Source organism: Streptomyces mirabilis, from assembly GCF_018310535.1.
GTDB lineage: Bacteria > Actinomycetota > Actinomycetes > Streptomycetales > Streptomycetaceae > Streptomyces.
Map to the genome: position 1 here is coordinate 357711 of NZ_CP074103.1, position 24764 is coordinate 382474.

29 protein-coding genes and 1 pseudogene are annotated in these 24764 nt (G+C 71.9%); 16 read left to right on the forward strand and 14 right to left on the reverse strand.

From position 1 onward, the window contains the following. Positions 1 to 45 precede the first annotated feature (45 nt). The 4 genes from SMIR_RS42355 (at position 46) to SMIR_RS42370 (ending at position 2737) form a co-directional block, all read left to right on the forward strand. Positions 46 to 813, forward strand: a complete 768-nt coding sequence (locus SMIR_RS42355) for a cytochrome c biogenesis CcdA family protein (RefSeq protein WP_249938739.1) — start codon at positions 46 to 48, stop codon at positions 811 to 813. A 58-nt stretch (positions 814 to 871) separates the two neighbouring features. After that, positions 872 to 1282 carry a hypothetical protein gene (locus tag SMIR_RS42360; RefSeq protein ID WP_212728782.1) on the forward strand — a complete coding sequence of 137 codons (411 nt, stop codon included), beginning with the start codon at positions 872 to 874 and terminating at the stop codon, positions 1280 to 1282. Positions 1283 to 1391: 109 nt separating this feature from the next. Then, positions 1392 to 2483: an urease accessory protein UreH domain-containing protein gene (locus SMIR_RS42365; protein ID WP_212728783.1), complete on the forward strand. Its 1092-nt coding sequence runs from the start codon at positions 1392 to 1394 to the stop codon at positions 2481 to 2483. Beyond that, complete coding sequence (locus SMIR_RS42370) at positions 2480 to 2737, forward strand: heavy-metal-associated domain-containing protein (protein ID WP_249938713.1); 258 nt, start codon at positions 2480 to 2482, stop codon at positions 2735 to 2737. The genes SMIR_RS42365 and SMIR_RS42370 overlap by 4 nt, the downstream gene beginning before the upstream one ends. A 71-nt stretch (positions 2738 to 2808) precedes the next feature. Here the strand turns inward: SMIR_RS42370 and SMIR_RS42375 are convergent, their stop codons facing one another. Both SMIR_RS42375 and SMIR_RS42380 read right to left on the reverse strand, forming a co-directional pair. Then, positions 2809 to 5001, reverse strand: a complete 2193-nt coding sequence (locus SMIR_RS42375) for a heavy metal translocating P-type ATPase (protein ID WP_212728784.1) — start codon at positions 4999 to 5001, stop codon at positions 2809 to 2811. A gap of 20 nt (positions 5002 to 5021) precedes the next feature. Beyond that, entirely contained in the window at positions 5022 to 5729 is a 708-nt protein-coding gene (locus SMIR_RS42380) for a tRNA-dependent cyclodipeptide synthase (RefSeq protein WP_249938714.1), read from the reverse strand. Between the two features lie 77 nt (positions 5730 to 5806). Here SMIR_RS42380 and SMIR_RS42385 point away from each other — a divergent pair, with 77 nt between their 5' ends. The 3 genes and pseudogenes from SMIR_RS42385 to SMIR_RS42395 all read left to right on the forward strand — a co-directional run bounded on the left by SMIR_RS42385 (position 5807) and on the right by SMIR_RS42395 (position 7293). Then, entirely contained in the window at positions 5807 to 6220 is a 414-nt protein-coding gene (locus tag SMIR_RS42385) for a heavy metal-responsive transcriptional regulator (RefSeq protein WP_212728785.1), read from the forward strand. Positions 6221 to 6265: 45 nt separating this feature from the next. Then, the gene (locus SMIR_RS42390) at positions 6266 to 6601 is read left to right on the forward strand and encodes an ArsR/SmtB family transcription factor (RefSeq protein ID WP_212728786.1); all 336 of its coding nucleotides are present in this window, start codon (positions 6266 to 6268) and stop codon (positions 6599 to 6601) included. Next, positions 6602 to 7293, forward strand: a pseudogene (locus SMIR_RS42395) (cation efflux transmembrane domain-containing protein). It abuts the gene before it with no gap. A gap of 353 nt (positions 7294 to 7646) precedes the next feature. On the opposite strand, the gene SMIR_RS42400 reads toward SMIR_RS42395, so the two are convergent. Continuing rightward, a complete protein-coding gene (locus tag SMIR_RS42400) occupies positions 7647 to 8084 on the reverse strand; it encodes a GFA family protein (protein WP_212728787.1) in 438 nt (145 codons plus the stop codon). A gap of 439 nt (positions 8085 to 8523) precedes the next feature. On the opposite strand from SMIR_RS42400, the gene SMIR_RS42405 reads away from it, so the two are divergent. Further along, positions 8524 to 9282, forward strand: coding sequence for a MerR family transcriptional regulator (locus tag SMIR_RS42405; protein WP_212728933.1), 759 nt, complete (start codon positions 8524 to 8526; stop codon positions 9280 to 9282). A 49-nt stretch (positions 9283 to 9331) separates the two neighbouring features. Then, positions 9332 to 9664 carry a YnfA family protein gene (locus SMIR_RS42410; protein ID WP_212728788.1) on the forward strand — a complete coding sequence of 111 codons (333 nt, stop codon included), beginning with the start codon at positions 9332 to 9334 and terminating at the stop codon, positions 9662 to 9664. Between the two features lie 16 nt (positions 9665 to 9680). On the opposite strand, the gene SMIR_RS42415 is transcribed toward SMIR_RS42410, so the two are convergent. The 3 genes from SMIR_RS42415 to SMIR_RS42425 all read right to left on the reverse strand — a co-directional run bounded on the left by SMIR_RS42415 (position 9681) and on the right by SMIR_RS42425 (position 11599). Continuing rightward, complete coding sequence (locus tag SMIR_RS42415; protein ID WP_212728789.1) at positions 9681 to 10463, reverse strand: sulfite exporter TauE/SafE family protein; 783 nt, start codon at positions 10461 to 10463, stop codon at positions 9681 to 9683. A gap of 79 nt (positions 10464 to 10542) precedes the next feature. Continuing rightward, a complete protein-coding gene (locus SMIR_RS42420) occupies positions 10543 to 11262 on the reverse strand; it encodes a cation efflux transmembrane domain-containing protein (protein ID WP_212728790.1) in 720 nt (239 codons plus the stop codon). Position 11263: 1 nt separating this feature from the next. Next, complete coding sequence (locus tag SMIR_RS42425; protein ID WP_212728791.1) at positions 11264 to 11599, reverse strand: ArsR/SmtB family transcription factor; 336 nt, start codon at positions 11597 to 11599, stop codon at positions 11264 to 11266. A gap of 93 nt (positions 11600 to 11692) precedes the next feature. Here SMIR_RS42425 and SMIR_RS42430 point away from each other — a divergent pair, with 93 nt between their 5' ends. Continuing rightward, complete coding sequence (locus SMIR_RS42430) at positions 11693 to 12007, forward strand: hypothetical protein (RefSeq protein ID WP_212728792.1); 315 nt, start codon at positions 11693 to 11695, stop codon at positions 12005 to 12007. 131 nt (positions 12008 to 12138) lie between these two features. Here SMIR_RS42430 and SMIR_RS42435 read toward each other — a convergent pair whose 3' ends face one another. Beyond that, a complete protein-coding gene (locus SMIR_RS42435; protein ID WP_212728793.1) occupies positions 12139 to 12495 on the reverse strand; it encodes an ArsR/SmtB family transcription factor in 357 nt (118 codons plus the stop codon). A gap of 77 nt (positions 12496 to 12572) precedes the next feature. On the opposite strand from SMIR_RS42435, the gene SMIR_RS42440 reads away from it, so the two are divergent. Both SMIR_RS42440 and SMIR_RS42445 read left to right on the forward strand, forming a co-directional pair. After that, entirely contained in the window at positions 12573 to 13682 is a 1110-nt protein-coding gene (locus SMIR_RS42440) for a cation diffusion facilitator family transporter (RefSeq protein ID WP_212728794.1), read from the forward strand. Positions 13683 to 13817: 135 nt separating this feature from the next. Beyond that, the gene (locus SMIR_RS42445) at positions 13818 to 14819 is read left to right on the forward strand and encodes a cation diffusion facilitator family transporter (protein ID WP_212728795.1); all 1002 of its coding nucleotides are present in this window, start codon (positions 13818 to 13820) and stop codon (positions 14817 to 14819) included. Positions 14820 to 14875: 56 nt separating this feature from the next. Here SMIR_RS42445 and SMIR_RS42450 read toward each other — a convergent pair whose 3' ends face one another. The 3 genes from SMIR_RS42450 to SMIR_RS42460 form a co-directional block, all read right to left on the reverse strand. Continuing rightward, entirely contained in the window at positions 14876 to 16135 is a 1260-nt protein-coding gene (locus tag SMIR_RS42450) for an MFS transporter (protein WP_212728796.1), read from the reverse strand. Continuing rightward, positions 16132 to 17292 carry a PLP-dependent cysteine synthase family protein gene (locus tag SMIR_RS42455; RefSeq protein WP_212728797.1) on the reverse strand — a complete coding sequence of 387 codons (1161 nt, stop codon included), beginning with the start codon at positions 17290 to 17292 and terminating at the stop codon, positions 16132 to 16134. Before SMIR_RS42455 ends, SMIR_RS42450 begins: the two co-directional genes overlap by 4 nt. 147 nt (positions 17293 to 17439) lie before the next feature. Continuing rightward, complete coding sequence (locus tag SMIR_RS42460; protein ID WP_212728798.1) at positions 17440 to 17871, reverse strand: hypothetical protein; 432 nt, start codon at positions 17869 to 17871, stop codon at positions 17440 to 17442. Positions 17872 to 17965: 94 nt separating this feature from the next. Between SMIR_RS42460 and SMIR_RS42465 the strand changes: the two genes are divergently transcribed. Together SMIR_RS42465 and SMIR_RS42470 are read left to right on the forward strand one after the other, a co-directional pair. Continuing rightward, positions 17966 to 18370 carry a DUF6153 family protein gene (locus SMIR_RS42465; protein ID WP_249938715.1) on the forward strand — a complete coding sequence of 135 codons (405 nt, stop codon included), beginning with the start codon at positions 17966 to 17968 and terminating at the stop codon, positions 18368 to 18370. 84 nt (positions 18371 to 18454) lie between these two features. Further along, complete coding sequence (locus tag SMIR_RS42470) at positions 18455 to 19090, forward strand: DUF305 domain-containing protein (RefSeq protein ID WP_212728799.1); 636 nt, start codon at positions 18455 to 18457, stop codon at positions 19088 to 19090. Positions 19091 to 19207: 117 nt separating this feature from the next. Here the strand turns inward: SMIR_RS42470 and SMIR_RS42475 are convergent, their stop codons facing one another. Then, positions 19208 to 19807, reverse strand: a complete 600-nt coding sequence (locus tag SMIR_RS42475; protein WP_212728935.1) for a cadmium resistance transporter — start codon at positions 19805 to 19807, stop codon at positions 19208 to 19210. A gap of 100 nt (positions 19808 to 19907) precedes the next feature. Further along, the gene (locus tag SMIR_RS42480; RefSeq protein ID WP_212728800.1) at positions 19908 to 20642 is read right to left on the reverse strand and encodes a phosphatase PAP2 family protein; all 735 of its coding nucleotides are present in this window, start codon (positions 20640 to 20642) and stop codon (positions 19908 to 19910) included. A 220-nt stretch (positions 20643 to 20862) separates the two neighbouring features. On the opposite strand from SMIR_RS42480, the gene SMIR_RS42485 reads away from it, so the two are divergent. Both SMIR_RS42485 and SMIR_RS42490 read left to right on the forward strand, forming a co-directional pair. Beyond that, positions 20863 to 22140 carry an FAD-dependent oxidoreductase gene (locus tag SMIR_RS42485; RefSeq protein WP_212728801.1) on the forward strand — a complete coding sequence of 426 codons (1278 nt, stop codon included), beginning with the start codon at positions 20863 to 20865 and terminating at the stop codon, positions 22138 to 22140. A gap of 267 nt (positions 22141 to 22407) precedes the next feature. Then, a complete protein-coding gene (locus SMIR_RS42490; RefSeq protein WP_212728802.1) occupies positions 22408 to 22716 on the forward strand; it encodes an Rv3488 family transcriptional regulator in 309 nt (102 codons plus the stop codon). 14 nt (positions 22717 to 22730) lie between these two features. Here SMIR_RS42490 and SMIR_RS42495 read toward each other — a convergent pair whose 3' ends face one another. Both SMIR_RS42495 and SMIR_RS42500 read right to left on the reverse strand, forming a co-directional pair. After that, the gene (locus SMIR_RS42495; protein ID WP_212728803.1) at positions 22731 to 23231 is read right to left on the reverse strand and encodes a DoxX family protein; all 501 of its coding nucleotides are present in this window, start codon (positions 23229 to 23231) and stop codon (positions 22731 to 22733) included. Between the two features lie 112 nt (positions 23232 to 23343). Next, positions 23344 to 24621, reverse strand: coding sequence for an APC family permease (locus SMIR_RS42500; RefSeq protein WP_212728804.1), 1278 nt, complete (start codon positions 24619 to 24621; stop codon positions 23344 to 23346). Between the last annotated feature and the right edge of the window lie 143 nt (positions 24622 to 24764).

Here is a 24764-nt window from a genome sequence, read left to right on the forward strand (position 1 = left end):
GCGCCCAGCGCGGCGCCACCGATCCTTCGTGCCCCGTTCTGGAGGCTGTCCTTGAGTGCCGCCATACCCGACCTCGTCGCCGACGGGCCGCTGCTGCTGGCCGCGCCGCTGGCCCTGCTGGCCGGCGCGGTGTCGTTCTTCTCCCCCTGCTGCCTGCCGCTGGTGCCCGGCTACCTCTCGTACGCCACGGGCATGTCGGCGGCTGACGTCCAGGCGGGCCGGGAGAGCCGGGGCCGCATGGTCGCCGGGACGGCGCTGTTCATCCTCGGCTTCTCCGTCCTCTTCGCCAGCTACGGGGCCGCGCTCGGCTATGCCGGCAACACGCTCCTGGAACACCAGGACCTCATCACCCGGATCCTCGGCACCCTGACGATCCTGCTCGGCCTGCTCTTCCTCGGCGCCTTCGAGCGCATCCCGCTCGCCGGACGCACCTTCCGCGTCAGCTACCACCCGCGGGCCGGCCTCGCCGGGGCCCCGCTGCTCGGGGTGATGTTCGGGCTGGGCTGGACCCCGTGCATCGGCCCCACCCTCGCCGCCGTGATGAGCCTGTCCTTCACCACCGGCAGCGCCGGACGCGGCGCGCTGCTCGCCTTCGTCTACAGCGTCGGCCTGGGCCTGCCCTTCCTCATCGCCGCCCTCGGCTTCCGCCGCGCGCTGCACGCATTCGGGTTCGCCCGCCGCAACGCCCGCACGGTGATGCGGTTCGGTGGCGCGATGCTGGTGATCGTCGGAATTCTGCAGGTCAGCGGCCTGTGGGCCTACTTCACCGGGCTGCTGCGGTACTGGGTCGCGGGCTACCAGCCAGCGTTCTGATCGCGGAATGCCCAGGCTGGGGCGTCGGCGCGGGCTAGCATCCCGTGCCATGGCCAGGATGCGCGTTCAACCGCTTTTGGCCCGGCGATGGGCCGGGCTGCTGGCCGTTCTTGCTCTGGCCCTGTGCACCACGGCCCTCGCGCAGCCCGCCATGGCCGTCCCCACGGACACCAGGTCCATGGACGCGATGCCCATGACGTCGACGATGCCGCAGAACGCGACGGATCAAGCAGACGCCGGAGAGAGGGCCGAGCCCTCGTGCCCCATGGACGACATGGTCATGGACTGCCAGCCGTCCGCCCAGCACCGTCCGGCGCGTCCGGCGAGCGTCCCGTTGCCGCTTGCCGCGCGCACTCCCTCGACGGCCGCGGACGAGGTGGCCGGACGGGTCGGCGTGGAGCGGGCGCCGCCGTCCCCCGCCTCTCGTGAGGGCCCCGATCTCGACAGGCTGTGCGTGAGCCGGACCTGATCGCACCCCGTCCGCCGGTCGCCGACCGGCGGAACCGGATGCCCGATCAGCCCGGCACGCCGTCATGCGCGCGTGCCCTCCTCCCGATTCCCGACGGAGAACCTCACGCATGGCCTCGACGCTCGCCCTCTTCCTCACCAGCGCCGGCACCGGTCTGCTGGCCGGAGGCGCCTCCTGCGCCGCCGTACAAGGCGGTCTGCTCGCCGGCGCAGTCGGCCGCCGCACCGCCCCGCACACCCCTCGACGCGCACGCGGCGCGACCACCCGGCAGCAGGCCACCGAACCCCTGGCCCCGGTCGGCGCCTTCCTCGCCGGAAAGCTCCTCTCCCACACCCTCCTCGGCACTCTGCTCGGCGTCTTCGGCGCCGCACTGCAGCCCAGCCCCCGCACCCGGGCGGTCCTGCTCATCGCTGCCGCGCTCGTGATGCTGCTGTTCGCCCTGGACCTGATGGGGGTCAAGGCGGTGGCCCGGCTGGTGCCCCGGCCGCCCGCCGCCTTCGGGCAACTGGTGCGGCGCAAGTCCAAGTCCGGTGCCAAGCTCGCCCCCGCCCTGCTCGGCTTCGCCACCGTCCTCATCCCCTGCGGGGTGACGCTCTCCGTCGAGCTGGTCGCCATCACCTCCGGCTCGGCGGTAGCCGGGGCCGCGGTGATGGCCGGGTTCGTCCTCGGTACGGCCCCGCTGTTCGCTGTCCTCGGCTACGTCTTCCGCCAGGCCGGGCAGGCGTTCTCCGGGCGGCTCGGCATCGTCACCGGCCTGGTGGTGCTCGCCGTCGCGCTCTGGACGGCGGTCTCCGGACTCCAGGCCGGCGGCTGGTACACGACGGTGGACACCACCACTCCCGCCGCCGCGGCGGAACCGCAGCCGGGCAGGTCCGCCAAGCCCAACATGCCTGCCCTGCAAGGACCGGTCACCATCGACGCCGCCGGGAAGCAGACCATCGTCCTGACCGTCACCGACTTCTACGAACCCACCGGCTTCACCGCCCGGGCCGGGGCGCCCACCACCCTGATCCTGCGCGGTAAGGACTCCGGCGGCTGCGCCCGCGCCTTCACCATCCCCGAGCTCGGCGTCCAGGAGATCGCCAAACGCGACGGCGACACCCGCATCGACCTGGGCACCCGAAAGCCCGGCAAGCTGCTGTTCTCCTGCGCCATGGGCATGCAGGGCGGCGCGATCGACTTCAAGGAGGGCGCGGCATGAAATGGCTGCGGGGCATGGCCCGTTCGGAGCAGAGCGGCCCCCATGTCGTCCTCAAGGTCGACGGGATGCACTGCGCGAGCTGCGGTCTGCTCGTCGACGACGAGCTGGAAGACGTGCCGGGCGTACGGTCCGCTCGTACCGATGTACGCAAGGGCCGCTCCACCGTCCACCTCACCGACGAAGGCTCCACGGACCCGTCGACGCTGATCGCGGCGGTCGAGCGTGCGGGCTACCAGGCCACTGTCCTCGTCTGAAGTCCGAAGCGCGAGCACGCCGCGAGGGGGTGGCCGCCACATGGCGGCCACCCCCTCGGCTGACCCTCAGTTCACCGCAGCGGCTGGAAGCGCCGCAGCCGCAGGCTGTTGGAGACGACGAAGACCGACGAGAATGCCATCGCCCCACCGGCGATCATCGGGTTGAGCAGCCCGAGCGCGGCCAGCGGCAACGCGGCCACGTTGTAGGCGAATGCCCAGAACAGATTGGCCTTGATCGTGCGGAGGGTGCGCCGGGCCAGCCGGATGGCGTCCGCCGCCGCCCGCAGATCCCCACGTACCAGCGTCAGATCGGACGCGGCGATCGCCGCATCGGTGCCGGTGCCCATGGCTAGGCCCAGGTCGGCCTGGGCGAGGGCGGCCGCGTCGTTGACGCCGTCGCCGACCATCGCCACCACCCGGCCCAGGTGCTGGAGGCGTTCGACCTCGGCGACCTTGTCCTCGGGATGGACCTCGGCGATCACCTTCTCGATGCCCACCTCGGCCGCGACCGCACGGGCGGCAGCGGTGTTGTCGCCGGTCAGCAGTACCGGTGTCAGGCCGAGCCGCTTCAGGTCGGCCACCGCCTCGGCGCTGGTCGCCTTGACGGTGTCGGCGACCACCAGCGCACCGCGCATCTTCCCCTCCCAGGCGGCGAAGACGACCGTACGGCCCTCGCCCTCGGCCTCCTTCCGGGCCCGGACCAGCTCCTCGGGCAGTGCCTGGCCCTGCTCCTCCAGCCAAGCGGCGCGCCCCGCGCGCACCGTACGGCCCTCGACCTGCCCGGTGACACCCCGGCCCTGGGTGCTGGCGAAGCCGGTCACGTCAGGGAGTGAGCCGAGCTGCTCGCGCGCAGCGCTCGCGATGGCCGCGGCGATCGGGTGCTCGCTGGCGTGCTCAAGTCCGCCGGCCAGGCGCAGCACATCCTCCTCGTCCTCGCCGTCCGCCGGTACGACGTCGACCAGGCGCATGCGGCCCTCGGTGACGGTTCCGGTCTTGTCCAGCACGACGGTGTCGATCCGCCGGGTGGACTCCAGCACCTCCGGCCCGCGGATCAGCAGCCCGAGCTGCGCCCCGCGCCCGGTACCAACCATCAGCGCGGTGGGCGTCGCCAGCCCCAGCGCACACGGGCAGGCGATGATCACCACGGCGATGGCGGCCGTGAGGGCGGTCGCCGCCGAGGCCCCGGTCAGCAGCCACACCCCGAACGTGCCCGCCGCCAGCGCGATCACGACCGGCACGAACACCGCCGAGATCCGGTCCGCCAGCCGCTGCACCTCCGACTTGCCGGTCTGCGCCCGCTCCACCAGCGCGGCGATCTGCGCCAGCTTGGTGTCCGCGCCGATCCGCGTCGCCCGTACGACCAGCCGTCCGTGGCTGTTGACGGTTGCGCCGGTGACCTGCGAGCCCGGCTCGACCTCCACCGGCACGCTCTCGCCGGTCAGCAGCGACTCGTCCACCGCCGAGGCACCGTCGACGACCTCCCCGTCCGTGGCGATCTTCTCCCCGGGACGCACCACGAACAGGTCCCCGGCCGCCAACTCCTCGACAGGGATGCGTATTTCGGTGCCGCCGCGCAGCACGGCGACGTCCTTGGCGCCCAGGTCCATCAGCGCCCGGATCGCCTCCCCGGCCCGCCGCTTGGCCCGCGCCTCGAAGAACCTCCCGGCCAGCAGGAACGTCGTCAGCACGACGGCGACCTCCAGGTACAGGTGCTCCCCGCCGAGGGCCAGGGTGCCCGCGCTCCACAGATACGCGGCCAGCACACCCAGCGACACCAGAGTGTCCATGGTCGCCGAGCCGTGTCGCAGATTGAGCACCGCTGCCCGGTGGAACGGCCACGCCCCCCAGGCCACCACCGGCGTGGCCAGCGCGAGCGCGATCCACCCCCATCCGGCGAAGTGCAGCGCGGAGATCATCGATATGGCCACCACGGGCAGCCCGAGCAGTGCCGAGCCGATCAGGCGGCGCCTCAGTCCGGCGACGTGTGTCTGCTCGGCATCGCCAGGCCCGGCGTCTTTTGTCTCCGGCGCGCCGCTTCCCGCCGGCTCGGCGCCGTAGCCGATGGCCTCGACCGCGGAGACCAGCTCCGCCACCTCGACCGCCGGGTCCTCGCGGGTGACGTACGCGGTGGCGGTCGCCAGGTTCACCGTGGCGCTCACTCCGGGCAGCTTGCCCAGCCTCCGCTCGACCCGGGCGACACACGAGGCGCAGGTCATCCCGGAGATGGCCAGCTCTATGGGGCCGGTATCCGTCGTAGTGGACATCGTGGAGGTTCCTTCCCTGTTCATACTCGGCCGGCCGGGGTGATAACGGCGAAGCCCTGTCCCGCGGCGGGGCGCCAGCTCAGCTCGCCGGAGTAGAGGCGGCGCAGCACGTCGGGCGGCTGGTGGTAGCAGAAGAGCGATATCCCGGCGTCGACAATGGAGGGGGTGTCCAGGAACAGCGGCAGCTCGGCCAGGAGGTACCGCACTGCCCGCTCGACCTGCTCCGCATCTGGCCGCTGCCCGGCGGGCAGCTTCCCGGCCAGCACCCAGCCGGACGCCTCCCGGCATGCATCCCGGAACTCCACGTCCTCGGTGTACCGCCGCAGCCCGTGTTCGTGGAGCCGCCCGAACGCGGCGTTGCCCTCCAGCTCGGCCCAGCCCAGCACGCGCGCCCCGCGCTGGGTGACGCCGAGTGAACCCAGCGCCGCAGCGATCTTGTTGCGGGTGTACTGCCCCTGCCGACGCGCCTTCCACGCGGCCTTCTCCGGCGTGTACCCGAGCGCCTCGAACGTGAAGGCACTGGGCGCGTCCGGTACGAAGAAGTCCACTCGCTCAAAGCGGGCCAGCCCCCACGCCGCCAGGTCCCGGATCCGGTCGGTGGAGAAGTAGCTGTTGAACGGGCTGATCCCGAAACAGGCGTGCTCGCCCCGCTCCACGACGGCCGCGCACGCGGCGCTCAGCGGCTCCACCGTCATCGCCGGACAGCCGTCCCCTTGGTCCGTGCTCATGCCCGGACGTTAAAACCTTGCCCTTAGGGCAAGGTCAAGCCGACACTGGAGACACACCCCACGAACGGAGCCCCACCATGCTCACCGTCGGCCGCATCGCCGCCGCCTCCGGGCTCAGCCCCAAGGCCGTACGCCTCTACGAGGCCAACGGCCTCATCGACCCGCCCGAGCGCACCGCCGCCGGCTACCGCACCTACACCGACGACGCCGTCCCCGTCCTCGGCTTCATCCGCCAGGCCCAGGCCCTCGGCCTCAGCCTCAAGGAGATCAAGGACATCCTTGACCTCCAGCGCAGCGGCGAGCAGCCCTGCGGTCTCGTCACCGACCTCCTCGACAAGCACCTCGCCGACATCGACCGCCGCATCGCCGACCTTGAAGCCCTGCGTGCGACCCTCCAATATGCCCGCGCCCAGGCTGATCAGGCCGCAGGCCGCGGGGACAAGGCCCTGGTCTGCCGGATCATCGAGAACGCGACCCCAGCCGGCAGTTGACGATCCATGGATACCTGAATTCAGGAATCTATGTATCGTGGTGGTGTGCTGACCATTGCCACCGACATAGAGGTGCTGGCGCGATTCGGACGCGCCCTCGCCGACCCCATCCGCTGCCGCGTCCTGCTCGCCCTGCGCGAGGCCCCGGCATACCCCGCCGACCTCGCCGACAAGCTGCAAATCTCCCGCACCCGGCTGTCGAACCACCTGGCCTGCCTGCGCGACTGCGGCCTGGTCGTCACCGTCCCCGACGGCCGGCGCACCCGCTACGAACTGGCCGACGAACGCCTCGGACACGCCCTGGACGACCTCCGCACCGCCATGGTCGCCGTGGCGGCGGACCGCACCTGCGTGGACGCCGACGAGAAGGGCTGCTGCTGAATGACCGCGATATCCCTCGCCCCGGCCCGGCCCGCCGCGACGCACTCGCCCGCCGCATACGCCTGCTGGTCGCCGCGACGATCACCTACAACGTCGTCGAGGCCGTGGTCGCCCTCACCGCGGGCACCCTCGCCTCCTCCACCGCCCTGATCGGCTTCGGACTCGACTCCGTCATCGAGGTCTCCTCCGCCGCGGCCGTCGCCCGGCAGTTCTCCGCGCGCGACCACGCCGTCCGGGAAGCCCGGGAAAAGCGAACGTTGCGGATCATCGCCGTCTCCTTCTTCGCCCTCGCGCTCTACGTCACCGCCGACTCCGTACGCGCGCTGACCGGCACCGGCGAAGCCGACCACTCGGTGCCCGGCATCATCCTCGCCGCCCTCTCCCTGGCGGTCATGCCGTTCCTGTCCGCCGCCCAGCGCAAGGCCGGCCGCGAACTCGGCTCCGCCTCCGCCGTCGCCGACTCCCAACAGACCCTGCTGTGCACCTATCTCTCCGCCGTACTCCTGGCCGGCCTGCTGGCCAACCTGCTGTTCGGCTGGACCTGGGCCGACCCGATCGCCGCCCTGGTCATCGCCGCCATCGCTGTCAAAGAAGGCCGTGACGCCTGGCAGGGCAAGGGCTGCTGCGCGCCCGCCGTCGGTCACACGCCCACCGGAGCCGAACCGGACGTGTGCGGTTGCGCCCCGGGCTAACTCGCTACCGAGTCGGATGTCGCCGTGTTGACACACGGCCCGCTCGCCGTCAGCCTGCTGAACTCGCCCTTGCCCTGGGGTGAGTTGTTTAGGCCACCGGTGCTGCCATTGGCGTGCCGGAGCGCAGCGTTGTTCGCCGGTTCGGGGCCCGTGTGCGAGATGAGGGCGAGCAGCATCAGCGCCGCGCCAGCGCCAGGTCCTTGTGGAGGGAGCTCATTACGAGCTGCCGCGCCTGGGGGCTCCGTCCAGAAGGCGCGCATGAGCACCACTCCGTCGTCCTGCAGAGGGTCGGCGTCGTCGGCTGCCCGGCGCCGGCCGGGACCATGCGGGTGAAACGACCAGCGGACAGGCGGTCAACCGGCCGCGCTGTGCTTGGTCTCCGGCACCGGGGGCAGCCAGTGCACGGCGTTGTCGCGGAAGGATGCGTGAATGGGCACAAGGTCAGTGCCGCTCGTGTCGTCAAGGGCGGTGACGTTGATGCCGATCTCCGGGATGCCGCTGTCGATCGCCGCGACGCGGCTGCCGCAGGTCGGGCAGAAGCCGCGCTTCGCCTCGCCTTCGAAGGTCTCGTACCAGCGCGGCTCGCTCTCACCGGTCCAGGTGACCGTCTCGAATCCCACCCACCACATCACGGGGGTGCCGCCGAGCTTCTGGCAATGTCCACATTCACAGGTGTGGGGGAAGACTGCGGGGCCCTGGGCGGTGAAGCGGATGCGACCGCAGAGGCAGCCGCCGGTGCGATCCTCGGCTGGTTCGGTTCGCTGGGCTCCGGCGGCTGGGGTGGCGTTCATCAGGTGATCTCCCAGGTGTGATGGGCAAGTTGGGCAGATCAGTGTGCCATCGCTTCCACGACCGCCAGGACGCTGTTATCGGCTCCGGCCCGGCCGCGTGCGCCGATTACGGAGGCGTCACGGGGCGGGCACGAAACCGCGACTTAGGGCCGTCCGAGGGCGCGGACGGCCCATCCGGCGTCGTGCCAGGGGCACAGCGCCTGTCCGAACCTTCGGGGTGGTGTGCCGAACCCGACGAAGCGCCACTCGCCACTGCGGTGACCGACCTCGTCCCTCCCGATCTTGGCTGCTGTGCTACTAAAAGCGCGTGGGTTCGCAGATTCCCGGACACGGTGACGCCGGAACCGGATCGTGTGCGCCGCTCTGGCGTCGACGAGCGTGCGGGTTCGGGCTTGACCTTCGACCTGGGTCGAAGGTCTGCCGTCGAGGTGTGAGCACGATGCGGATCTCCCAGCTCGCCGAGCGCTCCGGCGTGCCGGCGACCACCCTGCGTTTCTACGAGGGCGCCGGGCTGCTGCCCGCCGATCGGACCCCGGCCGGCTACCGGGTGTACGGCGAGGACGCGGTCGAGCGGCTGGTGTTCATCGGCGCGGCCAAGCATCCGGGGCTGCCGCTGGAGGAGATCGGCGAGCTGCTCGGGGTGTGGGAGGCCGGCGCCTGCCGGGACGTGAAGGCCGACCTGCGGCCGCGGATCGCCGCCCGCCTGGCCGAGGCCGAATCTCGCGCGGCCGAGCTGGCCGCGTTCATGCACACTGCGCTGGAGCACCTGGACGCTCTGCCCGATCGCGCGAGCCCCTGTGATCCCGAGTGCGACTTCCTCGCCCCGTCGGCCACGGCCGCTCCGGGGACGCGGCCGGTGGACGTGATGCTCGCGCCCAGCCGCCAGGCCGCAGAGGCGGAGGGATGGCGCACGGCGCTGGTGGCCTGCTCCCTGACCGGCGACGGGCTGCACGAGCGGACCGTGCAGTGGCGCGAGGCGGTCGACGGCGCGGTGCGGACCGCGGTACCCGAGGGTCTGCGGCTGACGCTGCCGGTCGAGCGGACGGCGCGGGTGGCGGAGTTGGCGGCGGCCGAGCAGCAGTGCTGCCCGTTCTTCGACTTTCAGCTCCATCTCGACGGACCGCGCCTGCACCTGGAAGTCCGCGCGCCGGCCGACGGGGTCGGCCTGCTCACCGATCTGTTCGGGTCGGACGCCTGACCGCGTATCCCGTTCCTGCCCGTTACCCCTGCTCCGGAGAGTTCGCCCCGTGCTCGTCGCCCGCTCCATCGCTCTGTTCGCCGTCGCCGCCCTGTTCGAGATCGGGGGCGCTTGGCTGGTCTGGCAGGGCATCCGCGAGCACAAGGGCTGGATCTGGATCGGCGCCGGCGTCATCGCGCTCGGCGTATATGGGGTGGTGGCCACCCTCCAGAGCGACGAAAACTTCGGGCGCATCCTCGCCGCGTACGGGGTTTTCGTGGCCGGGTCGATCGCGTGGGGCATGGTGGCCGACGGCTACCAGCCCGACCGCTTCGACGTCATCGGCGCCCTGGTCTGCCTCGCCGGGATGGCGGTCATCATGTACGCCCCGCGCGGCCACTGACCTGCTGCGGAGCGGCTCAGGTCAGGGTCTGGGCGGCGTACAGCGCGCCGAGGGTCGCCGCGAGGGCGCCGAGCAGGAGCCGTAGCGCGGTCTCGGGAAGGTGGGGTTGGAAGCGGGCGCCGAGGTAGCCGCCGATCAGCCCGCCCAGCCCGCAGGCCAAGCCCAGCCACCAGTCGGGCGCGACGGGCCCGGGGCTCGCCAGGGCCAGCACGGCGTACGCGGCAGCCCCGGCGACGGAGGTGGTGAAGGTTGCGGCGAGGGTGGCCGGTGCGATGCGGGCCATGGGCATGCCGCGCGCGGCGAGCATCGGCCCGAGCAGGGAACCGCCCCCGATCCCGTAGATCCCGCCGACCACCCCGACCGTCAGGGCGAGGGCGGCGAGCGTGGGCGCCGACGGTTCGGCCGCGTCCGGCCGCCGCCGGGCGGGGCGCAGGGTGCGCAGGCACAGCCACGTGCCGAGCGGCAGCAGGAAGGCGGCAACCAGGATGCGGAAGACGTTGGGGCCGGGCAGGGCGAAGACGCGGATGGCGGCTCCGGCGATGACGCCGGGCAGCGTCCAGGCGACGAGGCGCCGGGCCAGTCCGCCGCGCAGAGCGCCGTCGCGGCGGTAGCGCCACAGCGCGCCTGGCCCGGCCACCACATTGAACAGCAGGTTCGTCGGTGTGACCGCCGGGCTCGGCACGCCGAGGACGCTGAGCTGAACCGGCAGGAGGAAGACCGCCCCGGACACGCCGACCGGAGCGGTCACCGTCGAGATGAGCAGGCCGGCCGCGAACCCGGCCCAGATCGTCCACTCCACCGTTGCCCCCGCCGCTCCGTGATCGCTCGGTCAGTATCGACGGGGCGGGTGGCGGGATCGTGATCCGGCAACGAGATGTTCACGAGCAGCAGGTGCAGCCCGGCTTGCAGCCGCACGCGTCTGCCTCGGCCGCGGTTGCCCCGACGGGGGCCGGAGTGTGGGCGGGGGGTGCGCAGCAGCCCTTGCCCTGCCACGCGTCGCGGCCTTCCTTCACCGCGATGACGGCGATGACGAGGGCGGCGATGGGGTCGGCCCAGGACCAGCCGAGGGTGGCGTTGAGGATCAGACCGACCAGCAGGACGGCGGAGAGGTAGGTGCACAGCAGGGTCTGCTTGGAGTCGGCGACCGCGCTGGCGGAGCCGAGTTCACGGCCGGCCTTGCGCTGGGCGGCGGAGAGGAACGGCATGATCGCCAGAGACAGGGCGGCTATGACGATGCCGGGGATGGAGCGGTCCGCCTCGCCGGTGCCGACCAGGGCCCGTACGGCGTCGATGGCGACGTAGGCGGCGAGGGCGAAGAAGGAGACGGCGATGATCCGCAGGGTGGTCTTCGCCCGGGCCTCGCGGACGGCGTGGTCGCGGGCGGAGAACTGCCAGGCGACTGCCGCGGCGGAGGACACCTCGATGACGGAGTCCAGACCGAACCCGATCAGCGCGGTCGAGGAGGCGATCGTCCCGGCGGTGATCGCGACGACCGCCTCGATCACGTTGTAGGTGATGGTCGCGGTGACCAGCAGCCGTATGCGCTTGGCCAGGGCGTCGCGGCGGGCCGGGGACGGGCCCAGGGATATCGCGGCCATCTCAGCAGCAGTCCTTCGTAGCCGCGTCCGGGCAGGTCTTGTCTGACTCGACCGCGACCACCGCAGCGAGCAGGTGGTCCAGGGCGTGGCCGAGGCGTTCGTCGGCGAGTTCGTAGCGGGTACGACGGCCGTCGGGCACGGTGACGACGAGCCCGCAGTCGCGCAGGCAGGCCAGGTGGTTGGACAGCCGGGTCCGGGAGACGCCGAGGATGTCGGCTAGATCGGAGGGGTAGGCCGGCGCCTCGCGCAGCGCGAGGAGGATCCGGCAGCGGATCGGGTCGGCGAGCGCGCGGCCGAACCGCGCCAGCACCTCGATGTCGGGAGCAAGAGTCAGCACAGTCAGGAGAATACACAGAACTCTGAATTCAGAAACCCATGAACTCACGGTTCGCCTGGTCCGCACGGCGAATGCCCGCGCGATCCTGGAGGAGTGAACATCGAACTCCTGGTCGTACCGGACTGTCCCCACGAGAAGCCCGCCGCCGAACAGCTGCGTCACACGCTGGATGATCTCGGCCTGCACGGGGTCGCGTTCGCCACCCGCGTGATCAGCGATCAAGCGCAGGCTGAGGAGGTCGGCTTCGCCGGCTCCCCGACCCTCCTCATCGAGGGCCGCGACCCGTTCGCCGAGCCCTCGCATCCCGTCGGGCTGACGTGCCGGATGTACCGGACCGCGAAGGGGCTGGCTGGCCTGCCGGACCCCGGCCGGCTGCGGCAGGCGCTGGCTGCCGCGAGCACGGACTAGCCGGACCGCTGACCCGCTTCTCGTCCCTGTTGCAGGCGCCCGCGGGGCCGCGTGGGGCTTGCCCGGCGAAGCGGGGCGGGTTCTGCCGGGGACGGGGTGTAGCGAGACCCGGGGCGGCGACCGGGTGGAGGTCAGTCGTGGGGCGGCAGCGCGCCGAGCTGGTGATCGGCGACGCTGAGGGCTTCCTCGACCAGGTTGCGCAGGTGGCCGTGGCGCAGGGCGTAGATCACTCGGCGGCCGTCCTTGCGGGTGGCGACCAGTCCGGCCAGGCGGAGCCGGGCCAGGTGTTGGCTGACCGATGGGCGGGCCGCGCCGCACGCTTCGGCCAGCGTGGTCACATCCGCCTCGCCTTCGCCGAGCCGGCGCAGCAGGGTCAGGCGGGTGCGGTCGGCGAGTAGCCCGAGCACTTCCACCGCCACGTCGAGTCGTTCGCCGTCGTCTGGCTCTTGCGAACGATGAGTACCTGACAAGTGCATGCGTGCATTCATGCGCACATAATGCGAGACTGGATCGCGGGTGTCCAGCCAGCCCGCCCCTTGCCCCCGACCCGGAAGGCTCTGAGCCCGTGAGCGACCACGACCCCACCCACGAGCCGCACGCCTCCGCCGAGCACCACCACGATCACGACGGGCATGGCCACGGTCACGAACACGGCGGCCACGGGCATGACCACGGGCATGGGGTTTCCCGCTGGTCGAGACTGCGGCACCAGGTCGGCCACGCCTTCGCTCCGCATTCTCACGAGGCGGCGGACAAGGTCGACTCGGCGATGGAGTCGTCGGCGGAGGGCATGCGCACGCTGTGGATCTCGCTGGGCGTTCTCGGTGTCACCACCGTGCTCCAGACTTTGGTGTTCGCCCTGTCCGGGTCGGTCGCGCTGTTGGGTGACACGATCCATAACGGCGCCGACGCGCTGACCGCGGTGCCGCTGGGCATCGCCTTCGTCATCGGGCGGCGGGCGGCGACCCGCCGCTTCACCTACGGTTTCGGGCGGGCCGAGGATCTGGCGGGCATCGCGATCCTGCTCACCATCACCGCGTCCTCCGCGCTGGCGGCGTACACCGCCGTCGACCGGCTGCTGAACCCGCAGGAGATCACCCACCTGCCGTGGGTCGCTGCCGCCGCGGTCGTCGGCTTCATCGGCAACGAGTGGGTAGCCCGCTACCGCATCCGTACCGGGCGCAAGATCGGCTCGGCTGCCCTGGTCGCCGACGGGCTGCACGCCCGCACCGACGGCTTCACCTCCCTCGCTGTCCTGCTCGGCGCCGGCGGGGTCGCCCTCGGCTGGCAGCTGGCGGACCCAATCGTCGGCCTCCTGATCACCATCGCGATCCTCATGGTGCTCAAGGACGCGGCGAAGGAGGTCTTCCGCCGTCTGATGGACGCGGTCGACCCCGCCCTCGTCGACAGCGCCGAGACCGCCCTGCGGTCGGTGCCCGGGGTGAGCCGGGTCGGCGAGGTGCGGATGCGGTGGATCGGCCACCAGCTGCGGGCCGAGGCCACCATCACCGTCGACGGCTCCCTCAGCCTGCGCTCCGCCCATCAGGTCGCGGTGGAGGCCGAGCACGCGCTGCTGCACGCCGTCCCCCGGCTGACCGCCGCGCTGATCCATGCCGACCCCACCCGCGCCGGCGATCAGGACCCGCACGCCGCCCTCGCCCACCACCACTCCTGACCAGCAGCGACCGGAAGCGCCGGAGCGCGTTGGCGGGAACGACAACGGTCATCACTGCAGCCTTTGGATCTTCGCGCGATCTGCGCTTCACTTCCGGACGCGAGCCCGCTTCGGGCCCCGGGGAGGACCACCGTCATGAGCACCACCCACGATCAGGACCACGGCAGCGGGCACGGCGGCCACGCCCACGGGGTGGCCGCGGACGCGGACCGCCGGTGGCTGACCCTCGCCCTGGTGATGATCGCCGTCTTCATGTGCGCCGAGGTCGTCGTCGGTGTGGTGGCCAACTCGCTGGCGTTGATCTCGGACGCCGCGCACATGCTCACCGATGTCGCCTCGATCGTGCTGGCCCTGGTCGCGATGCGGCTGGCCGCCCGCCCGGCCAAGGGCTCCTACACCTACGGCCTCAAGCGTGTGGAGATCCTGTCCGCGCAGGCCAACGGGCTGACCTTGCTGCTGTTGTCGGTGTGGCTGGCCTACGAGGCGATCCACCGGCTGATCTCCCCGCCGCAGGTCACCGGCGGCCTCGTCCTGGCCACGGCCCTGGTCGGGGTGGCGGTCAATCTGGTGGCGACGTGGGCGATTTCCAAGGCCAACCGGACCTCGCTGAACGTCCAGGGCGCCTACCAGCACATCCTGACCGACCTGTTCGGGTTCGTCGCCACCGCGATCGCCGGCGCCGTGGTGCTGTTCACCGGCTTCGCCCGCGCGGACGCGATCGCCTCCCTGCTGGTGGTCGCCCTGATGCTCAAGGCCGGCTACGGCCTGGTCCGCGACTCGGGCCGCATCTTCCTGGAGGCAGCCCCCACCGGCACCGACCCCGACGCCCTGGGCGACCTCCTGGCCGCCCAGAACGGGGTGGTCGAGCTCCACGATCTGCACATCTGGACGATCACCTCCGGCCAGAGCGCCCTGTCCGCCCACGTCCTGGTGGAACCGGGCGAGGACTGCCACGCGGTACGCCGGGACCTGGAACAACTCCTGGCCACCGGCCCCGGCATCACCCACACCACGCTGCAGGTCGACCACGCCCCCGAGCAGCTGCTCACCCTGCACTCCGCCGAACCGGACGCGGACGGGGCGCACTGCGACGACGCCCACGGCCCCGGCCACCGCCCCGGCCCCCACGAGCACTGATCCGAAGGCCGCTCGCCCCGGAGGCCGCGGTCCGGCTCCGGGGCGAGCGGACTGTGTCAGGCGGGAAGCGGCTGGGGAACCGGCGCCGCGAGTCGGCCGGTGCGGGACAGCGCACGGACGGCTGCCGCGCACAGCGCGCCGGTGGCGGCCAGCCCCGCCCAGACGAGCCATCCGGCGTGGTGGCGGTGGGCGAAGTCCCACAACGCGCCGGTGGCGAGGTTCCCCAGGGTGATACCGAGGCCGGAGACGGTGTTGTAGAGGCCGTAGTGGGTGGCGACCAGCCGCCCCCCGGCCAGGGAGATGACGGTGTCCATCTCGAAGGGGTAGACCACCGCGCTGCCGGCCGCCAGCAGCACCACCGCCACCACGAGCGCCCCCAGCACCACCATCTTCCCCGCCTGTGAGGGCACGAGCGCCAGGGGCGCGAAGGCCAGCCCCATCGCGGCCAGGCCCCGCACCAGGGCCTGATCAGGGCTCCAGCGGCGGTTCGCCCAGCCGGTCAGGCGCAGTTGCCCCATCACGGCCACCGCCGCGGAGACCACGAACAGGGCACTGGTGGCCTTGGTGCCGTTGCTGCCGAGCGCGTCGTCGGCGGCCAAGGGCAGCGCGAGGTAGACCTGGAAGGTCAGGACGTAGGAGCCGATCATCGCCAGCGAGAACAGCAGGAACGGCCGGTTGGCCACGACCGTGCGCCACTGGGCCAGCACCCCGCCCTCCTCTCGCCCGGCAGCGCCGTTCTGCCGGGCGGACGCGGGCAGGGCCCGCCATTGCAAGATGGTCAGCGCGGCAAAGATCGCGGCGGCCACGGTGCACACCGCGCGGAAGTCGGCGGCCAGCAGGGCGAGTCCGACCAGCGGGCCGAGGAGCATGCCGGCCTGGTAGTAGACGTTGAAGGTGGCGAACGCGTCGACCCGGCGTTCGCCGGCTTCGGCGGCGAGGTAGGCGCGGACCGCGGGGTTGAACAGGGCGCCGGCGAAGCCGGTTGCCGCCGAGGCGATGATCAGCGCGGGGACGTTGTCGACCCAGCCCAGCAGGGCGAATCCGGCGGTACGCAGCAGGCATCCGGCGATGATGGGGGCTTTGTAGCCGTAGCGGTCGGCGATGGTGCCGCCGATGAGGAACATGCCCTGCTGGGAGAGGTTGCGTACGCCCAGGACCAGACCGACCGTCCAGGCGGCGAGGCCGAGGTCGCCGGTGAGGTGGGCGGCGAGGTAGGGCATGAGCATGTAGAAGGCGAGGTTGATGGCGAACTGGTTGGCCATCAGCAGCCGTACGACCGGGGGGAAGGAGGCGGTGGCGGCCCACAGGGTCTTCATCGGGCGGCCTCCGCCAGGGTGCAGGCGGCAGCGTCCGGGCCGAGCGCGGCGGTGCCGGCGAGGGGGTCGGTGACGGTGGTGCACCGCGTCCAGCGGGTGACGGTGCGCTCGCCAGGGAAGCTGATCTCCTCGGGGGCGTCTGGGGGCTGGTGGCCGAGCAGGTGGTGTTCGCGGCAGTACGTGTCGTCGAAGACGGTCGTGGTGTAGCGCTGGGGGCCGTCGGGGAAGACCGCCGCGATCCTCGCTTCGGCGGGCAGCTGTCCGGCGAGCCAGCGGGCGGCGAGGGCGACCGCCCCCACGCTCCAGCCGCCGGTGGCGTAGTGGGCCCTGGCCAGGGCGCGGGCCGCCCACACCGCCTCGGGGGCGGCGACCCAGTGGACTTCGTCGAACAGCGTGTAGTCGACGTTGCGGGGATAGATGCTGCTGCCCAGCCCCCGCATCAGGCGCGGCGCGGCGGGCTGCCCGAAGATCGTCGAGCCGGTCGTGTCGACCCCCACCACCGTCAGGTCGGGGAAGTAGCCGCGCAGCACGGAGGCGATCCCGGCCGAGTGGCCGCCCGTTCCCACGCTGACAACCAGGGCGTCGATCCGGCCGAGCTGGGCGATGAGTTCGTGGGCCAGGGGTCGGTAGGCGGCCACGTTGTCCGGGTTGTGGTACTGGTCGGGGCACCAGGCGTCCGAGCGGGCGGCGAGGAGTTCACCGACCCGTTCGCGGCGGGCCTGCTGCCAGCCGCCGGTGGGGTGCGGCTGTGTCACGGTCTGCACGTCGGCTCCATAGGCGGTGAGCAGGCCCGTCATCATCGGCTCCATGCCCGGGTCGGTGACCACGGTGACCGGGTGCCCGAAGGTGACCCCGGCCAGGGCCAGGCCCAGGCCGAGCGTGCCGGAGGTCGACTCCACGATGGGCGCCCCGGGCAGCAGGTCCCCGCGCTCGCGGGCGCGGGCCACCATGTACAGGGCGGTGCGGTCCTTGATCCCGCCGGGGTTGTGGCCTTCGAGTTTCGCCCAGAAGCCGCGGCCCGAAGCAGCGAATGGCTCGCCGACCCACAGCAGAGGGGTGTCACCGACCAGACCGGCCGGGGTGTGCGAGGGCAGGGATGTGGCGGCCAGCAGCCGGGCCGGGGCAGGGGGAAGTACGGGCAGGAGCGAAGAGTTCATGGCGCAGGTCTCCCGCAGCCGTGCCCCCTGCCAGGAGGCGTGGCCGCATCGGTTGAGCGGGCAGGCGGACGCTTCAGATCGCACGGCACCACGCCGACTCCGGGAGCGGAACGGCTCCCCGTTGGCCAGTGCGGTGCGCCGCCTGGTCTAGGTCCGCCACACCCCGAGCGCAGCGCGCCTGCGGCCCGGAGCTCCACCCTCGCCGGGCCCCGCCCGGGGCGGGGCGGCCATCACCATCTCCAGCAGTGACGCTTCCACCGGCGAGAGCGCCAGCGCGGTGCAGACGGCCATCGGAGCGGCCGGGGCAGTGACCCGCTGGGCCGCGACGGCAGGGGTGTCCTCCCCGGAGCACTCCACCGTCGGGTGCGACGGCAGCCGGGAGCCTTCCGCAGAGGCATTCGCTGCCGACAGGGCGTGGGCAGCGGTGGTGATCGGCACGGTGTCCGCGCGGGCGCTCCCGGTGAGCTGGGGGCCGTGCGCGCAGCCGAGCAGGTGAACGAGCCCGAGCAGGACCACGGCGATCACCGATGCCAGGGGCCGTCCGCGCTGTGCGCTCCGGGGCAACACCCACACCGACATGTCACATACGGTACGCGATCAGTCACGTAAAGTGCCGATAAGGGTGGAGGCAGCCCACCCGGCCGGGGTTACCAGCGCCGCCTACGATGAGCGCGTGAGCCGTGTCCGCTTCCCTTCGGCGCCGGAGCCCGCCTGGCGGGTGAAGGTGCTACTGGTGCTGGCCGTACTCGTCGGCCTGCTGGGCATGCACGGTCTCGCGTCCGCCAGCATGGCACCCGCGGCTGCCGCGCCCATGCCCGCTCACGCACCAGCAGCCGTCCCGGCTGACGACTGTGGATGCCACGATCAGGCCCATGGTCCGGCCGGAGGCCACGGCCATCACGCCGACGCGCTCTGTGTCGCCGCCGGCACGAGCCACGGCCCGGCCCTTCCTGTCCTGACACAAGTGGCCGTCGAGCCGACCGCGCCCCACGGGGTGCCGCAGCACCAGCGCGGACACGCCTTCGACGGCGGCCGGGCCCCGCCCTCCTTGAGCGAACTGCAGCTCCTGCGCATTTAGGCGCGCCCGCCCGGCACCGCCCTTACGGCGACCGCCGCGCTCCGGCATGCCCATCCGATGCTTCACCACAGGAGTTGCACCGCCATGACCACACACCGTTCCACCCTCCGCCGGGCCGCCGCCGTGACGGCCGCCGCCACCGTGGCCCTCGTCCTCGCCGCCTGCGGCAGCAGTGACACCGGCACCTCCGGCAGCGGCACGACGACCCCGCCCGCCTCCGCCTCGGCGTCGACCGGGGCGCACAACGCCGCCGACGTCGCCTTCGCCACCCAGATGATCCAGCACCACCGCCAGGCCATCGCGATGGCCGACCTGGCCGCCACCCGGGCCGCCAACAGCGACGTCAAGACCCTGGCCACGAAGATCAAGAACGCGCAGGACCCGGAGATCACCACCATGTCCGGCTGGCTCAAGACGTGGGGCGAGAAGGTCCCCGACGCCATGGGCGGCATGGACCACGGCATGGACCACGGGAACGCCTCGCCCATGCCCGGCATGATGACCACCCAGCAGATGGACGAGCTGAAAGACGCATCCGGCAAAGCCTTCGACACCGCGTTCCTGACCATGATGGTCGGGCACCACCAGGGCGCGATCGAGATGGCGAAGACGGAGAAGAGCAACGGCGTCTACGGCCCGGCCAAGGCCCTCGCCGACGACGTGATCACCGCGCAGAGCGCGGAGATCACCCAGATGAACAAGATGCTCGGCACGAGCTGACCCAGCCGGACGGGGACGGCACCTGAGAGACGTCGCCCCGTCCGAGACGCTTCAGCAGGTCGGCCTGGACCGGCTCCCCGTTCGCCGGGTGCGGCGAACGGGGAGCCGGTCCTCGTCCTACAAGCCGAAGGCGCCGCCTTCGATGAGGATGAGCAGGCCGATGCCGATGAGGACGACGGGGAGCAGGATGTGGCCCCAGCGGGCCAGGGCCTTGGCGATGACGGGTCGGGTGGCGAAGAACTTGCCCGCGAAGATCCACACGGCGAGCAGGATCAGGAACACCACGGCGTAGACGCTCATGCCGCCGACGCCGGCGGTGGCGAACACCGGGACGTAGACGCCGATGTTGTCGCCGCCGTTGGCGAAGGTCACCGCGGCGACCTCCAGGATCTTGGGCCCGCCCTCCTTGGCCGCACTCTCCTCGTCCCCGCCGTCGCGGTGGTTCTGCCACGCCTGCCAGGCGGCCTTAAGGCCCAGGATCAGCGGCAGCAGACCGAGGTAGGGGATGGCCGACTCGGGCAAGAACGTGGCGCCGAACGCGGCGGCCACCGCCACACCGAGGATGGCCGCGAAGCCAAGACACTGCCCCGTCGCGATGTTGCGGGTGGAGCCCTTGTGCCCGGCGCCCTGCGCGAAGAACAGCGCGAGGACCAGGATGTCGTCGATGTTCGTCACCGCGAACAGACCGGCCGCCTGCCCGATGATCCCCAGATCCACTGGCTGTCCCACCCCGTACCCTCGCACCGACGCAACCGGCGCGACCCTACTTCAGCGGGCCCGGCCGCCAGGGCCCGGCCCTACCTCACGCAGAAGTTGCTCAGCGCTGTCCGCCACCGGGCCCCACACGCTGACGGCCGTGCTCGGCGGTGTTCCAGGTGGCGATGGAGGCGGTGGCCAGTGCGGCGCCGAGGAGGGCTCCGGCGAGGGTGTCGGTGGGCCAGTGCACGCCGAGGAACATGCGGGTGAAGCAGACCCCGGCGACCGAGACCGCTGCAACGGCGACGGCGAGGCACCACAGGCCGGCGCGGAGACCGGCTCGCCGGGCGAGCCAGAGGAGCAGGACGCAGCTGGCGGCGGCCGTCATGGCGTGGCCGGAGGGCATGGCGTTGAAGCTGGCGGAGTCGACGGGGTGTTCCCACACCGGCCGGTCGCGGCCGACGGCCCAGCGCAGTACGGACCGGATGCCGGATTCGACGGCGGAGGTCGCGGCGATCCACAGTGCGAGGAGCCGCCGGCCGTGCCGCCACAGGACGATCACCCCCACGGTGAGCAGGGCCCTCATGGTCCAGGGGTCCCAGATCCAGTCGGTCAGGATGCGGTTGGCATGCGTACACGCGGGGTGTTCCAGCGCCAGGACGTGCAGGCGCGAGGCCAGTCGGTGGTCCGCGCGGAGCAGCGGCGGCCAGCCGGCGGCGACCAGGGCGATGACGGTGGCCGCGGCGGCGGTCAGGATCAGTGCGGCCTTCCCGTTCGGCTCGGCCCACCAGTGGGCTGCGCGACTTCTGCCGGGTGCCTTCGCTGCGCGGGGAGTTGGAGTGTCGGTGCCGGCCATCGGGTGGCCTCCTCGAAGAAACCAGCGGGTCACGTGTGGCGCCCGGTTATGGCAGTCGCCGTGTGGTGAAGACGCCCACAGACAACGTATGCCGATATCGTGCGCCGATACCTCCTTGGCCCTCACACTGGTGCAGGGGGAATCGGCTCCTGTGGCTGGGCGCCTTCCCGCGTTGTTGCGCGCCCTGGGGAGGGTGCCGCGCCGATGAGCAGGGGGATGTATGACGCAGTCGCTTTCACCACAACATGGCGCCCGGGACCGGGCCGCGTCCGACCGGCCGGGTGGCCCGGTGGTGGTGATCGGTGCCGGGCCGTACGGGTTGTCGGTGGCTGCGCATCTGCGCGCCGCAGGAGTGCGCGTGCGGGTCTTCGGGGAGGTCATGGGCAGTTGGCGGCATGCGATGGCCACCGGCATGTTCTTGAAGTCGACTCCTGCCGCGACCGATCTGTCCGCACCGCAGCCGGGCGGGGGGCTGGCGGACTTCTGCCGGGCGACGGGCGAGTCGGAGCTGACCGAGCTGACCCCGATCCCGTGCGAGGTGTTCGTACGGTATGGCATGTGGTTCGCCGACCGGTACGTCGGCGCGGTCGACGCGGCACGGGTGATGTCGGTGCAGTCCACGGGTGCCGGTTTCACCGTCGGGCTGGAGGACGGGGAGGTAGTGGAGGCCACAGCCGTGGTGGTCGCCACCGGCCTCGGCGCGTTCGCGCACATCCCCGGCGGGCTGCGTTCTCTGGTGCCCGCCGGTCCGGGCCCGGAGGCGGTGGTGTCCCACACGAGCCAGCACACCGACCTGTCCCGCTACGCCGGACGGCGGGTCGCGGTCATCGGCGGCGGCCAGTCCGCCCTGGAGAGTGCCGCGCTGCTCCACGAGGCCGGCGCACAAGCACAGGTGGTGGTGCGCACGCACCGGGTGCTGTGGGGCGGTACTCCGGCGCTCCGGCGGCCGGTACTGCAGCGGCTGGCGCACCCTTACTCGCCGCTGGGTGCGGGCTGGGCGCTGGCCGGGGTGTGCCGTGCTCCCGGTGCGGTGCGGGGGCTGCCGGCCTCTGCCCGGCTGTGGCTCTTCCGCCGTGCGCTGGGCCCGTCGGGAGGATGGTGGCTGCGTGACCGCGTCGAAGGAGCCGTGCCCGTGCACACTTCACGGCACATCGAACACGCACAACTGCATGGCGCCGAGGTGCAGTTGCGTCTCGCTGGCGAGGGCGATGGCCCGGCGGAGCTCACCGTCGACCATGTCCTGGCCGCCACCGGCTACCGCCTCGACGTCGACGCCCTCGACTTCCTGACTCCGCCCCTGCGCCAGGCGGTGGCCCGCGTGCCCGGTGCCAAGGCCCCCCAGCTGTCCGGCGCGTTCGAGACGAGTGCGCCGGGCCTGTACGCCACCGGCTCCCTGGCCGCGCCGATGTTCGGCCCCATGCTGCGTTTCGTCGCAGGCACCGAATTCGCTGCCCGCCGCATCACCAGGCGCCTGGCACGCCAGTCGGCCGAACGCTGACCAGCCGCAGCTGGGGCCCCTGCGAACGTAGGTGGGGGCCTCGGGCCGCGCTGTGCTTGACGTCTCCGCAAGTGGTGCGGCCGATGAGGGGCGTATGGACATCGGTGCGTCATCCTGCCCTGCCGTATGGCCCCCGCCGCCGGCTTGTGCCAGCTGCTGGGCACCAAAATCCGGCGCACCCGGCCGCCGCCGGCGGACAGCGGACCCTTTAGACTCGACCACCGATATCGGTTTCGTCACTGCCCGGCGGGCAGGGAGGTGGATGGGATGCGGGAGTTCCAGCGAGGCGCGGTGCGGCTGCACATCCTGCATCACGCGGCCGAAGAGGAGATCCACGGCGCCTGGATGACGCAGGAACTGGCCAGTCACGGCTACCAGATCAGCCCCGGCACGATGTATCCGACGCTGCACCGGCTGGAGGCCGACGGGCTGCTGGTCTCCGAGCAGCGGGTGGTCGATGGCCGCACCCGGCGGGTGTACTGGGCCACCGAAGCAGGGAAACAGGCGTTGGCCGATGACCGCCGGGCGCTCAAGGAGCTGGCCCGGGAGGTCCTCACTGGCGACGCCGACGGCTGAGGCCACGCTTGCGGTCACCGCTGGTCCACACCGTCCGGCAGGCTGGCGGGAGCGCAGCGCAGCCGGGCGTCCACGGAACAGACGCCCGCGCCGACGATCAGCAGGAACAGACTGCCGCAGAGCTGGGCGAGGTCGGTGCGGGACTCGTGGATGAAGTCCCACCAGCCCGACTCGCCCTTGAACAGCGGCGCGTTGCCCCACAGGATGGGCAGCTTGGTGATCAGCAGGGCGCCGAGCATGTCGATCACCATCGGTACGACGGCGAGCCGGGTCAGCAGCCCGGCCAGGATCAGCAGCCCGCACACGATCTCGAAGACGCCGTCCAACGGGCCGAAGAACCCCGGGAGGGGGATGTTCGCCTTGTCGAACCGGCCCGTACCGAGTGCGTCGGGGCGCAGGAACTTCAAGATGCCCTCGCAGAGGAACACCAGGCCGACGTAGAGACGGATCAGGATGACCGCTGCGGGAGCGGTGGTCGAGGTCAGCCGGGTCGGCCAGGTACTGAGCTGCGTCATGTCGTGGTGCCCCTCTTGCTGACGGAGATATATCGGACGCCGATATCGTCCCGCGAGGCAGCTCGGCCCAGCCGGATATGTGGCTGTCCGGCAGCGGGCGCGTCGCGAGGTCCTACAACTGCCGGCGCGTGATGAGCGTGCGGCGGATGCCATAGGCAGCGACGCCGACGGCCAGGACGGCGGCGCCGGAGATCACCGAGGCCAGGGGGAGGGCGAAGGCCAGGACCAGGCAGCCGGCCAGCCCGACGACGGGGATGATCCGTGCAGGGCGGCCCTCGGCCGGGGTCAGGGTCCAGGCGGAGGCGTTGGCGATGGCGTAGTAGGCCAGCACGCCGAAGGACGAGAAGCCGATCGCCCCGCGCACGTCGGTGCTCGCCGCGAGTACGGCCACCACGGCGCCGACCACGAGTTCGGCGCGGTGGGGCACCTTGAACTTCGGGTGCACGGCGGCCAGGACGTGGGGCAGGTGCCGGTCGCGGGCCATGGCCAGGGTGGTGCGGGAGATGCCCAGGATCAGGGCCAGGAGCGAGCCGAGTGCGGCGAGCGCCGCGCCGGCGCGGACGACTGGCGCCAGCCAGTCCACCCCGGCAGCGCGCACGGCGTCCGACAGCGGTGCGGTCGCGTCTGCCAGGTTCTCGGGGCCGAGCACGGTCAGGACGGTGACGGCGACGACGGCGTAGACGATGAGGGTGATGCCGAGCGCGAGCGGGATGGCCCGGGGGATGGTGCGGCCTGGATCGCGGACCTCCTCGCCGAGGGTGGCGATGCGCGCGTATCCGGCGAACGCGAAGAACAGCAGCCCCGCGGCCTGGAGTACCCCTCCGAAGGTGGCGTCCGAGCCGATGTCCAGCCGGGCGGCATCCGTGTTGCCGGAGGTGAGCGCGGCGACGACCACGGCGGCCAGGACCGCCAGGACGACCGCGACGATCGCGCGGGTGAGCCAGGCGGACTTCTGCACCCCGGCATAGTTGACCGCGGTCAGCGCCACCACCGCCGCGACGGCGACCGCGTGGGCCTGACCGGGCCAGACGTAGGAGCCCACCGTCAGCGCCATCGCCGCGCAGGAAGCGGTCTTGCCGACGACGAAGGCCCACCCGGCGAGGTAGCCCCAGAAGTCACCCAGGCGCTCACGGCCGTAGACGTAGGTGCCGCCGGACGCCGGGTAGCGGGCGGCCAGGCGCGCGGAGGACGTCGCGTTGCAGTAGGCGACGACCGCGGCCAGGGCCAGACCCAGCAGCAGTCCGGAGCCGGCGGCGTGCGCCGCCGGGGCGAGGGCGGCGAAGATCCCGGCACCGATCATCGAGCCGAGGCCGATCACCACCGCGTCGGACACCCCCAGCCGCCGCTGCAACTCCTGCGGCGCCCCCACGGCGGTCGACGGCTCGCTCATAGCCCCAGCTCCTCGGTGCGCAGATCCTGCCCGGCATGATATCGAACCCCGATATCGGTATCGGACAGGATACCTGCGCCTGCGCGCGAGCAGGCCGGGCCCGTGCTCGTCCCGGGTGCCTGAGCCCTCATCGAGTTCCGATA

Coding starts and splice junctions, on each gene's coding strand:
- SMIR_RS42445 (WP_212728795.1), top strand. CDS start 13,818: ATGAGCACCACCCACGATCAGGACCACGGCAGCGGGCACGGCGGCCAC.
- SMIR_RS42485 (WP_212728801.1), top strand. CDS start 20,863: ATGACGCAGTCGCTTTCACCACAACATGGCGCCCGGGACCGGGCCGCG.
- SMIR_RS42365 (WP_212728783.1), top strand. CDS start 1,392: ATGGCCTCGACGCTCGCCCTCTTCCTCACCAGCGCCGGCACCGGTCTG.
- SMIR_RS42495 (WP_212728803.1), bottom strand. CDS start 23,231: ATGACGCAGCTCAGTACCTGGCCGACCCGGCTGACCTCGACCACCGCT.
- SMIR_RS42405 (WP_212728933.1), top strand. CDS start 8,524: ATGCGGATCTCCCAGCTCGCCGAGCGCTCCGGCGTGCCGGCGACCACC.
- SMIR_RS42370 (WP_249938713.1), top strand. CDS start 2,480: ATGAAATGGCTGCGGGGCATGGCCCGTTCGGAGCAGAGCGGCCCCCAT.
- SMIR_RS42360 (WP_212728782.1), top strand. CDS start 872: ATGCGCGTTCAACCGCTTTTGGCCCGGCGATGGGCCGGGCTGCTGGCC.
- SMIR_RS42490 (WP_212728802.1), top strand. CDS start 22,408: ATGCGGGAGTTCCAGCGAGGCGCGGTGCGGCTGCACATCCTGCATCAC.
- SMIR_RS42500 (WP_212728804.1), bottom strand. CDS start 24,621: ATGAGCGAGCCGTCGACCGCCGTGGGGGCGCCGCAGGAGTTGCAGCGG.
- SMIR_RS42470 (WP_212728799.1), top strand. CDS start 18,455: ATGACCACACACCGTTCCACCCTCCGCCGGGCCGCCGCCGTGACGGCC.
- SMIR_RS42380 (WP_249938714.1), bottom strand. CDS start 5,729: ATGAGCACGGACCAAGGGGACGGCTGTCCGGCGATGACGGTGGAGCCG.
- SMIR_RS42480 (WP_212728800.1), bottom strand. CDS start 20,642: ATGGCCGGCACCGACACTCCAACTCCCCGCGCAGCGAAGGCACCCGGC.
- SMIR_RS42450 (WP_212728796.1), bottom strand. CDS start 16,135: ATGAAGACCCTGTGGGCCGCCACCGCCTCCTTCCCCCCGGTCGTACGG.
- SMIR_RS42385 (WP_212728785.1), top strand. CDS start 5,807: ATGCTCACCGTCGGCCGCATCGCCGCCGCCTCCGGGCTCAGCCCCAAG.
- SMIR_RS42420 (WP_212728790.1), bottom strand. CDS start 11,262: ATGGCCGCGATATCCCTGGGCCCGTCCCCGGCCCGCCGCGACGCCCTG.
- SMIR_RS42435 (WP_212728793.1), bottom strand. CDS start 12,495: ATGAATGCACGCATGCACTTGTCAGGTACTCATCGTTCGCAAGAGCCA.
- SMIR_RS42375 (WP_212728784.1), bottom strand. CDS start 5,001: ATGTCCACTACGACGGATACCGGCCCCATAGAGCTGGCCATCTCCGGG.
- SMIR_RS42400 (WP_212728787.1), bottom strand. CDS start 8,084: ATGAACGCCACCCCAGCCGCCGGAGCCCAGCGAACCGAACCAGCCGAG.
- SMIR_RS42455 (WP_212728797.1), bottom strand. CDS start 17,292: ATGAACTCTTCGCTCCTGCCCGTACTTCCCCCTGCCCCGGCCCGGCTG.
- SMIR_RS42460 (WP_212728798.1), bottom strand. CDS start 17,871: ATGTCGGTGTGGGTGTTGCCCCGGAGCGCACAGCGCGGACGGCCCCTG.